Genomic DNA, 9534 nt, shown 5'->3' on the forward strand with positions numbered 1-9534 from the left:
CTCAGGCGGCGACGAGAGAACCGGCCACCTTGCCGAGCAGTCTGTCGCTGGTGCGGATGTGCCGGAGCAGCCATTCACATAGAAACGCGCTGCTTCTCTCCGACAGGGCGATTTCTCCGCGATGGAAGCTCCGTTGCAACTTGGCAATATCCGAGAGCAAACCGTCGTGCTGGCTTTTGTGGGCGGCGAAATCGAGGTATCCGATGCGCTGCATCAGCCGTTCCTCGCGCGCGAAATGCGCCGTGGTGAACGTGAGCAGTTCGCCCAGGATTCTGCCGGGTTCCGCCCGCGCTTCCCCGGCGGAGAGCGCCTCTGCGAGTTGGTTGACCAATGCGACGAGATGTTTGTGGTCACTGTCGATCATCGGGTTGCCTACGTCCAGATCGTCGGACCATGCGAGCATTGCCAAGATATTCCCCACGTTTCCCTGAACCGCCGGCATCGTAGCACCGTTCGTTCTGCCGCATAAGGCGCCTGAAGGTGATTGTTGCGCATTGCCATCCGCCGTTCCGGCGCGCATCATTCGCGTTTTGTCCGCTGCGTCCGGGCGATTTTGCCCAATGCCCATGAACTGGAAACACTGGTCTCCGGACCGTCTTGGCGTCGTGCTCGCCATCCTCGCCGCCTTTGGCTTTTCCTTCAAGGCGATCCTCATCAAGCTGGCCTATGCGGTGCCGATGGCCGTTCCGGTGCATCCGGTGACCCTGCTTTCCCTGCGCATGACGCTCTCGCTGCCGGCCTTCGTCTGGGTCGCGTGGCGTGCCGGGCGTTCGGCGCCGCCGCTGAGCCGGCGCGACTGGGTGGCGCTGCTGGTGCTCGGGCTGGTCGGCTACTACGGCGCCAGCCTGTTCGATTTTCTCGGGCTGCAGTACATCTCGGCCGGGTTCGAGCGGCTGATCCTGTTCACCTATCCGACGCTGACCATCCTGATCGGCGTGCTGTTTCTTGGCAAGACGCTGCGGCGCAACGAGGTGCTGGCGCTGCTGCTCTCGTACGTCGGGATCGGCCTGGCCTTCGCCCACGATCTCGAGTTCTCCGGCGAGAGCCGTGCCGTTCTGGTCGGCGGCCTGCTGGTCTTCGCCTCGTCGCTGACCTACGCGCTTTATCTTTCCGGCAGCGCGCCGATGATCAAGCGCCTCGGTTCGGCGCGTTTCACCGCGCTGGTGATGATCGTCGCGACGCTCGCCGCGCAGGCGCACTTTTTCGTCAGCCAGCCGCTCGAAGCGTACCTGCTGCCGGCCCGGACCTGCGCCTATGTCGCGGCCATCGTGGTTTTTTCGACGGTCATGCCGATGTTCATGCAGTCGGCGTCGATCGCCCGGATCGGCCCGGCGCGCTCGGTGCTGATCGGTACCATCGGCCCGGTGCTGACGATTTTCTTCGGCTGGTGGATCCTGGGCGAACCGATGTCGCTTGCCCAGATGGCCGGCACCGGCCTGGTGCTCGTCGGCGTGCTGCTGGTCAGCCGGCGGCGTTGACGGCCGGCGGGGCTTCGACGGTGACGGTGACGCACTGCCGTTCCGCGTCGGCATAGAGCACCATCGTTCGCGCCTTGACGTCGACGACGCGGACGATGTCGGCCCATTCCTTCGCTTCAGGGAGGAGGCGGGGCAGCCGGTTGGGCTGGCGCCGGATCGCCTTTTCGTTGATCCGGTTGCCTTCCGCGTTCGGGAAAAGGGCGAAATAGAGCATGTCGGCCTCGACGAGCTCGTTGATGAAGTGCGTGCCGAGCGAGACGTCGGGCGTCAGCGAATCGTGCATGGCGACGATCTCGCACAGCGCGGTGACGTTGTTGATGTCCGAGAAGGCGACCGGGATGCCGAGCCACAGGTCGCGCGAGCCCCAGCGGCCGGGACCGAGCAGGAGGACCGTCTTTCCGGCGCTGGCCTGGTTGAGCTTGCCGATGATCCGGGCGATGGCCAGGCGCTCGCTCTGGCCGAGCTGGCCGTAACTGCTTGGGGTGACGTAGATGATCCGGTCCGGACGGATGACGCGGCTGGGGCCGATGACGGCGCCCTGGGCCGCCACCAGGCTGGGCGCAAAGGCGGGAGGCTCGGCGCGGACTTCGCCGTTGGTTCCGCGCACCTGCATCGGCCGGCATTGCAGCAGGTTGATCCGGTAGGTGATGTCGGACAGCACGTTGAGCGTGAACTCGATCTCCACCGGATGGCGGTAAGCTGCCTGAAGGTTGTCCAGCAGCGTGCGCAGGGTGTCGACGAACGAGGTCTTCTTGAGCAGGCCGTCGAAGGTCAGGAAGGGCGGTCGGTCCGGTTGCTCCCGCGTGGTGAACAGTTCAAGCGGGAAGTCCTCCTCGCCCTCGGTGAGTTCGGCGAACGGGCCGGTGATGACGCGATTCTGTTCGAGGTCGATGGCGTCCATCCGCCGTTGCGCGTGCCGGGCGATCGCGCCGAAGTTGGTCTCGGGGCGCAGTTCCGGCGCGTTCAGGGCAATGAGCCGGGTGTAATCGTCGTCGGCGCGGTCGACGGCGCGGGTGCCGAGGCCGGCGACCAGACGGACGACGCCGGCCTGCATGTCGATGCGCGGATTCCAGCGATACGGATTGAACGACAGGCCGACCCCGGCGGCGTGCGGGTGAAAGTGGCGGTGCCCGGCGGTTCCCGAAACCCGCATGATCAGCAGCGCCATCTGTTCGTGCGCGTCGAGCAATCCACGGCGCTGGCGATAGCGCAGCGCCTTTTCGGCAAGGGTGCTGGCGTAGACCTGGCGCACCGCGTTCAGCAGGTCGTCGAGGCGTTTCTCGCGCGGTCCGCGGTTGGCGCAGAACACGCTGTCGTACTGGCCGGCGAAGGCGTTGCCGTACTGGTCTTCGAGCCGCGAACTGGAGCGTACGATGAACGGCCATTCACCGAAATAGTCGAGCATCCCTTCGAACTGATGCAGCGTCGACGCGGTGAAGGAGCCGCGCATGATGCGCTCATGCGCCTCGTCGATCTGGTTGAGGAACGTCGCCGGATCGCGTTGTTGCCGGCGGATCCACCAGAGGCCGTTGCGCACGAGGAAGGTGTCGAAGACTTCGGTACCGACGAAGAACGAGTCGTGCGCTTCGAGTTGCGCGTGCAGCGCCGGGGCGTCCTGGCGCAGGATGGCGCGGGCGAGGAGCATGCCCAGCGCCTTGCCGCCGACGCTGCCGATGCCGATCATGCGCTCGCGGATGGCGAGCAGGTCGTCGAGGGTCAGGTAGCGCCGGATCAACGGCGCCATGCCCGGGTCGGCCGGGAAGAGCAGCTTCGCCAGGCAGTCGAACCAGAACGTCTCGCCGCCGGGGTCGGGCGTGCCGGCGCGCCGCTTTTCGGCGACGGCGCGGGCGGCGGCGAAATGGCGCCGCCAGTGGCTGACGATCCGGTTGTCGTCGAGTCCGCGCCAGCCTGAGCCGGCGAGGATTTCCGAGACCGTGCCGCTGTCGGTGACCGGCCGGAAGATGTCTCCCGCTTCCCAGGCGTGGATCAGGTTCATCGCCGCCGCCGAGCGGTGCTGAACCTTGAGCGGCCGGATGTAGAGCCGGTCGTGGCAGCGGAAGACGTCGAGCAGGAACTGCGTTGTCTCGGTGATCATCTGCAGCGCGCCGGCGGCATGGGTGTTCCGCAGGATGGCGAAGTAGGTCACCGTGTCGAGGTCGAACAGCCGCGGGCAGGTCAGGCGGAAAAAGTTGCCCATCATCCGGTCCGATTGCCAGGCTTCCGCGAGGTCCGAGAGACAGTCGAAGACGTACATGGTCTCCGGACCGGTCGCCTCGATCACGGAGTGCACCTGATCGACGAAGGCGTCGAAGCCATCCGCGGGGCGCGGGTGGTGAATCTCCGCGCCGGAGTCGTCGTCGAGCAGCGGCCAGTGCTCGGCGAAGCGGAAATAGATCAGTCGCCGCTTCTGCACCTTGGCGGCTTCCGCATAGCGCGTCACCAGCGAGCAGTATTCGTCGAGCGACTGGATCTGCCAGACGATGTTGTCGCCGCGTTGCACGCCGCGCAGCACGGCGTCGAGGCCGGGCAGGCCGGTGGTGGGGGTGAATGAGTTGAGACCGGGCATGTTGGGCAGGAATTCAACGGGTATCGATGGAGGATCGGGTGAAGGATAGCGCGAACTGGCGTGCTCGCACGGAATGGATGCTGCGACAGGCGAAGTGGCGTGGTTGAACGGAAATGCGCACCGTAATGGTGCATAAAACCGGATTGTTTGAGACCTTATTCCTTGTTCGTGTGGCGATAAGGCAACATTGTTCGAAAAACGGCACAACATGTGTGCATTTAGAACAATAATGCCCTTATATGAGGCAGAATCGTGGCTCCGAAAATTTTGTCTTAGTTTTTATGGGGGATGTGAAATGAAGTACAAGTCATTCGATGATTTCATGAGTGGGGTTCGCCAGGGCAGCGACCACCAGCCGGAATACCTGCAGGCCGTGACCGAGGTCATGGAAAGTCTCTGGCCGTTCGTCCAGAAGAACCCGCACTACGCCGAGCAGTCGCTCCTCGAGCGCCTGATGATGCCCGAGCGGATCATCGTCTGCCGCGTCGCCTGGGTCGACGACAAGGGCGAGGTGCAGGTCAACCGCGGCTATCGCGTCCAGCACAGCTCGGCGATCGGCCCGTACAAGGGGGGCATGCGATTCCATCCGTCGGTCAACCTGTCGATCATGAAGTTCCTGGCGCTGGAGCAGACCTTCAAGAATTCGCTGACGATGCTGCCGATGGGTGGCGGCAAGGGCGGCTCGAACTTCGATCCGAAGGGCAAGAGCGACGGCGAAATCATGCGTTTCTGCCAGGCCTTCATGGCCGAAATGTTCCGCCACATCGGCTCGGATACCGACGTGCCGGCGGGCGATATCGGCGTCGGCGCACGCGAGATCGGCTTCATGGCCGGGATGATGAAGAAGCTCAGCAACAAGACCGATTGCGTGTTCACCGGCAAGGGCCTGTCCTACGGCGGCTCGCTGATTCGTCCGGAGGCGACCGGCTACGGCGTGGTCTACTTCGCGCAGGAAATGCTGCTGCAGCGCGGACGCAGCTTCGACGGCTTGCGGGTGTCGGTCTCCGGCTCAGGCAACGTCGCCCAGTTCGCCATCGAGAAAGCTATCGCGCTGGGTGCCAAAGTGGTGACGGTGTCCGATTCGGGCGGCACGGTCGTCGACGAGAAGGGCTTCACCACCGAGAAGCTGGCCGAGTTGATGCGCATCAAGAACGTCGAGTACGGCCGCGTCAGCGAATACGCCAACCGGGTCGGCGCCGAATACTATCCCGGCATCCGTCCGTGGGCCGTGCCTGTCGATCTGGCGCTGCCCTGTGCCACGCAGAACGAAATCGACGAGAGCGACGCCGCGACGCTGATCAAGAACGGTGTCGTCGCCGTCTGCGAAGGCTCCAACATGCCGAGCACGATCGAGGCGACCAAGCTGTTCGAGCACAACAATGTCCTGTTCGCCCCGGGCAAGGCCAGCAATGCCGGCGGCGTGGCAACCTCCGGCCTGGAAATGAGCCAGAACGCCATGCGCCTGTCGTGGACGCGCGATGAGGTCGATGGGCGCCTGCACGGCATCATGCACAAGATCCACGAAGAGTGTCTGTTGCACGGTCGTCGTCCGGATGGTTCGGTCAGCTACCTGCACGGCGCCAACATCGCCGGCTTCGTCAAGGTGGCCGACGCGATGATCGCCCAAGGCATCGTGTAAGCGGCGGCAGACGTTGTCTCAGACCGGGGGCGGTGCCTGCCCCCGGAGCATTTCCCGCCGTAAAGGCGTTGTTCTGGCCAGCTATCGTGATCCGCTGGCCTCGGTCAATCGATCGTGAAGGAGAGTCGCATGGATTCGATATCGCTCCCGTCCGGGACAGCCCACGTCAAGTTCTCCGTCATCACCCATCTTTTTGCTGCCGCCATGTGCCCGCCGCCGGATGAAAACGGCATTCGCCCGGGCTACGATGCGGCGCGCAACGTCGTGGATCGCAAGCTCTCCCGAGCGGTCGAAGTGGGCGACCTTTCGGCCAGGGATCCGCTGACCCTGGCACCGCACCGCTATCCGGTCGGCGCTGCCCTGCGCGAAGCGGTGGTTGGCATTGATGAGTTGCGTCAATATGCCGCTCGTCACGGACTGCCGGCGATCAGTCAGGTCGTTCCGGCAAGCAGCCAGCCCGCCGGTGTGTCGCTCGAAAGGGCTGTTTAGCTCATCTGGATAGCTTGTGACGCCACTTTTTGTGGCGTCCGAAAAAATCAGGCGAGGGGGGCGTGTGCGATGCTCGTTCCTGTCACGGGGATTTTCGCCCCCCGAGGAAAGTTCTCGCCAAAGCCAGCAGCAGCCACAGCAGGCCGAGCGGAATGATCAGCGTCTCGAGCAGGAAGATGACCATCAGCCGAATGATCTGCTCGGGCCATTTTTCGGCCGCCTTCAGCAATCGGTCAATCTTTCCAGCCGGATTGAGATCCTGCGGAGACAGGCTCTTCACCTTGTCCCAGAACCCCGGAGTTTCCGGTGGAGAAGTCTGAGGAATCGATTTTTTCACCTCACTTGTGCTGGCCTCGATGAGGGAGTGGGTGGCTGCATACTCCCGTGCCAGGAAGTTCTGGAAGAGAACGTCCGTGCCGACGGTGACTGCGGGGGTGGCAAAACGCAGAACGACGGTAACAACCAGGCACATTGTGGCCCAGCGCGGAATGGGTGCACGGCGAAGATAAAAAATGCACCAGAGCAAGGTTGCCGCAGTCAGAAACGCAGAAAGCAGCCAATGCCCCCCGATGCCGATCAGCACGTGCTGAATGCCGAACGAAACGCTCGCGATCAGCATCAGATTGGAAAAGCTCTCGATCATGTCGTTGATGGGGTCAAGCGCTTCTCCCGGGGCCAGGGTGACCCCGATCCCGGCCGGCTCTACCGCAACGCTCGTCCCTTGCAGAACCGAGATGGCCGCGTTGAGCGCTCTGGCGGTGGCGAAACTGACCAAAGCACGTTTCAAGCCTGCGTCGACCTTCTCGGTGGCCACCGAATCGAACGGACTGAGCCATGAGCAGGCAACGAGGGCGACGAGAAACAGGGGCAGTAGCGATTTCTTGATCCAGTCCATTTCTGTCCTTTCGATGCGGGTGAACGGTGACGATCGACGTCAATAGCATCAAGTTTTTCGCGCATGCAGTGTCTGGTCGGCATGTTATCCCGAAGTTGTTTCTTTCGCAGAAGCAGAAGCGACATGCGTGACGGGGGATCGCTGGAATCAATTCGCTCGCTTCGTGTCCATCATTGGCAGAATCGGATGAGGAGGATCGGTCGATGGAAACTGCAACCTTGGGCGGTGGATGTTTCTGGTGTCTGCATGCGGTGTTTGCGGAGGTCGTCGGCGTTGCGCGCGTGCGCTCGGGCTATGCCGGCGGGCAATTGCCGCAGCCAGACTACGAGGCCGTTTGCCGTGGCGATACCGGTCATGCCGAAGTGGTCGAGATTCGCTTCGATCCCGCGCAGATCAGCTTCCGCCAGCTGCTGGAGGTGTTCTTCGCGATTCACGATCCGACAACGCCGAATCGGCAAGGGGCGGACGTCGGAACCCAGTATCGTTCGGTGATCTTCACCCATTCGGCGGAACAGGCCGAGATTGCGCAGGCGGTGATTGCGGAGATCGCCGGCGACTTGCCTGCACCAGTCGTCACCGAGGTGCTGCCGGCGCCGGAGTTCTTCGCCGCCGAGGATTATCACCAGGAGTACTACCGCAAGCATCCCGGCCAAGGGTATTGCGGCTTCGTGATCGCGCCCAAGCTGGACAAGTTCCGGCAGAAGTTCGCCGACCTGAAGCGTTGAGTTGCCCTGCTATTGCTTCGGCCCGATGAAGTAGAAAGTTGCCGTCATGCCGGCGAAAGCCGGTATCCAGTGTCGGAGAGCGATCGCCGAATGGACCCCGGCTTTCGCCGGGGTGACGAATTCAGACTTCTTGGGGCCTCATCAATAATACGACAACGCCGAAGCCCGGCACTTGTCGCAGACGTCCCAGGGCAGGCAGTCGCAAACACGCGGTTGTGGGGCGTAGTTGCTCCCTGTGATCGGGGTGCTTGCGCTCTGCGCCCGGCTGGGCGGAGAGGCCTTCGTCTTCGGGGCACTTTCCGAAAGAGAGTCCGTTCCCGCGCTCGGCATCCACTTGGAAAACGGCGCCGTATCCGCGACGTTCTCGATATACCAGACCTTCCTTGCGGGATCCCACCGGGCGCCCAGTCGCTTGGCCTCATCCTTTTCCGCATAGGGAACCCGCAAGTTTGTTCTCATCTCATCGTCCTGTGATGATTGGCCAAAGGGAAACGGCGTGTCCTCTCCGAATCCTTCAAATCCCCAGCCGCTTGCAGATCTCCTGCGTTAGCGCGGATTGGTTCATTGAGTAGAAGTGCAGGCCGGGCGCGCCGCCATCGAGTAGCCGTTGACACAGTTCGGTGACGACGTCGAGGCCGAAAGCGCGGATCGAATCCGCGTCGTCGCCAAAGCTCTCGAACTTGCGGCGCATCCAGCGCGGGAGCTCGGCGCCGCAGGCGTCGGAGAAGCGCGCCAGCTTGGAGAAGCTGGCGATCGGCATGATGCCGGGAATGATCGGGATGTCGACGCTGGCCGCGCGTACTTCATTGACGAAATGGAAGTAGGCGTCGGCGTTGTAGAAGTACTGGGTGATCGCCGAATCGGCGCCGGCGCGGGCTTTCCGCACGAAGGCGGCGAGGTCGTCGGCCGGGGTGCGCGCCTGCGGGTGCCATTCGGGATAGGCGGCGACTTCGAGCCGGAAGTGGTCGCCGGTTTCGGCGCGGATGAATTCGACGAGTTCGTTGGCGTAGCGGAACTCGCCGGCCTCGGCCATGCCGGACGGCAGGTCGCCGCGCAGGGCGACGATGCGATGGATGCCGGCTTTCTTGTAGTCGTCGAGGATTTCGCGGATGTTCTCGCGCGTCGAGCCGATGCACGACAGGTGCGGCGCCGCTTCGTGGCCGGCAGCGGCGATTTCCTTGACGACGGCGAAGGTCCGCTCGCGCGTCGAGCCGCCGGCGCCAAAGGTCACTGAGAAATACTCGGGGGAAAGCACGGCGAGTTCTTCGCGGACCCGGCGCAATTTTTCGACGCCCTCGGGGGTTTGCGGCGGGAAAAACTCGATCGATATTTTTGTTTTCACGGGGGTGTCCTCGAAAAGTGTCCTTCCGGATTTTTCCGGAAGGACGGGGCGGTTTTTAGGGATGTGCTGATTCATGGAAGATTCGTCATTCCGGCGAAGGCCAATGGGATGGACTCCTCCCTTCCACCGGCATCGATGTGCCAGACTGGAGTTGTCACCAACCAGTCAAACGAAGGAAGGAGTCCAAGATGAACCTTACGCGCGTTGGAGTGGATTTGGCAAAGCAAGTATTTCAGGTGCATGGCGTGGATCGGCACGAAGCGGTGCAGGTCAAGCGAACGCTCTCGCGCCGGCAAGTGCGCAGCTATTTTGCCGGGCAAGCGCCCTGCCTGATTGGCATGGAAGCGTGCGCCAGCGCCCATTACTGGGCGCGCGAACTGAGCCAGTTGGGACACACGGT

General features: G+C 63.0%; 9 protein-coding genes and 1 pseudogene. 5 read left to right on the top strand and 5 right to left on the bottom strand.

Annotated features, from left to right (window positions below; all coding sequences use genetic code 11):
* Nucleotide 1: 1 nt before the first annotated feature.
* Entirely contained in the window at nucleotides 2-403 is a 402-nt protein-coding gene (locus BO74_RS11920; protein WP_496442599.1) for a bacteriohemerythrin, read from the bottom strand.
* A gap of 163 nt (nucleotides 404-566) precedes the next feature.
* Between BO74_RS11920 and BO74_RS11925 the strand changes: the two genes are divergently transcribed.
* Nucleotides 567-1478 (top strand): DMT family transporter, encoded by a 912-nt coding sequence (locus tag BO74_RS11925; RefSeq protein ID WP_496442590.1) that lies wholly within the window; start codon nucleotides 567-569, stop codon nucleotides 1476-1478.
* On the opposite strand, the gene BO74_RS11930 is transcribed toward BO74_RS11925, so the two are convergent.
* Entirely contained in the window at nucleotides 1462-4044 is a 2583-nt protein-coding gene (locus tag BO74_RS11930; RefSeq protein ID WP_496442591.1) for a PEP/pyruvate-binding domain-containing protein, read from the bottom strand. The two genes, BO74_RS11925 and BO74_RS11930, sit on opposite strands and share 17 nt — an antisense overlap.
* Nucleotides 4045-4339: 295 nt before the next feature.
* On the opposite strand from BO74_RS11930, the gene gdhA reads away from it, so the two are divergent.
* The gene (gdhA, locus tag BO74_RS11935; RefSeq protein WP_496442592.1) at nucleotides 4340-5683 is read left to right on the top strand and encodes an NADP-specific glutamate dehydrogenase; all 1344 of its coding nucleotides are present in this window, start codon (nucleotides 4340-4342) and stop codon (nucleotides 5681-5683) included.
* 129 nt (nucleotides 5684-5812) lie between these two features.
* Nucleotides 5813-6172 (top strand): hypothetical protein, encoded by a 360-nt coding sequence (locus BO74_RS11940; protein WP_496442593.1) that lies wholly within the window; start codon nucleotides 5813-5815, stop codon nucleotides 6170-6172.
* Nucleotides 6173-6254: 82 nt separating this feature from the next.
* On the opposite strand, the gene BO74_RS11945 is transcribed toward BO74_RS11940, so the two are convergent.
* Complete coding sequence (locus BO74_RS11945) at nucleotides 6255-6986, bottom strand: hypothetical protein (protein WP_496442594.1); 732 nt, start codon at nucleotides 6984-6986, stop codon at nucleotides 6255-6257.
* A gap of 284 nt (nucleotides 6987-7270) precedes the next feature.
* On the opposite strand from BO74_RS11945, the gene msrA reads away from it, so the two are divergent.
* On the top strand, nucleotides 7271-7792 hold the full coding sequence (gene msrA / locus BO74_RS11950; RefSeq protein ID WP_496442595.1) for a peptide-methionine (S)-S-oxide reductase MsrA: 522 nt from the start codon (nucleotides 7271-7273) through the stop codon (nucleotides 7790-7792).
* Nucleotides 7793-7933: 141 nt separating this feature from the next.
* On the opposite strand, the gene BO74_RS11955 is transcribed toward msrA, so the two are convergent.
* Complete coding sequence (locus BO74_RS11955; RefSeq protein WP_496442596.1) at nucleotides 7934-8251, bottom strand: DUF5710 domain-containing protein; 318 nt, start codon at nucleotides 8249-8251, stop codon at nucleotides 7934-7936.
* Nucleotides 8252-8306: 55 nt separating this feature from the next.
* Nucleotides 8307-9134 (bottom strand): methylenetetrahydrofolate reductase [NAD(P)H], encoded by an 828-nt coding sequence (gene metF / locus BO74_RS11960; protein ID WP_496442597.1) that lies wholly within the window; start codon nucleotides 9132-9134, stop codon nucleotides 8307-8309.
* A gap of 188 nt (nucleotides 9135-9322) precedes the next feature.
* Between metF and BO74_RS11965 the strand changes: the two are divergent.
* Nucleotides 9323-9534 (top strand): annotated as a pseudogene (locus tag BO74_RS11965) (IS110 family transposase); the annotation flags it as partial.

It is taken from the genome of Propionivibrio pelophilus DSM 12018 (assembly GCF_059569095.1).

What these genes read in the sequence shown, in the direction of transcription:
- BO74_RS11930 (WP_496442591.1), bottom strand. Translation starts at nt 4,044, where the DNA reads ATGCCCGGTCTCAACTCATTCACCCCCACCACCGGCCTGCCCGGCCTC.
- msrA (WP_496442595.1), top strand. Translation starts at nt 7,271, where the DNA reads ATGGAAACTGCAACCTTGGGCGGTGGATGTTTCTGGTGTCTGCATGCG.
- BO74_RS11940 (WP_496442593.1), top strand. Translation starts at nt 5,813, where the DNA reads ATGGATTCGATATCGCTCCCGTCCGGGACAGCCCACGTCAAGTTCTCC.
- BO74_RS11920 (WP_496442599.1), bottom strand. Translation starts at nt 403, where the DNA reads ATGCTCGCATGGTCCGACGATCTGGACGTAGGCAACCCGATGATCGAC.
- BO74_RS11955 (WP_496442596.1), bottom strand. Translation starts at nt 8,251, where the DNA reads ATGAGAACAAACTTGCGGGTTCCCTATGCGGAAAAGGATGAGGCCAAG.
- gdhA (WP_496442592.1), top strand. Translation starts at nt 4,340, where the DNA reads ATGAAGTACAAGTCATTCGATGATTTCATGAGTGGGGTTCGCCAGGGC.
- BO74_RS11925 (WP_496442590.1), top strand. Translation starts at nt 567, where the DNA reads ATGAACTGGAAACACTGGTCTCCGGACCGTCTTGGCGTCGTGCTCGCC.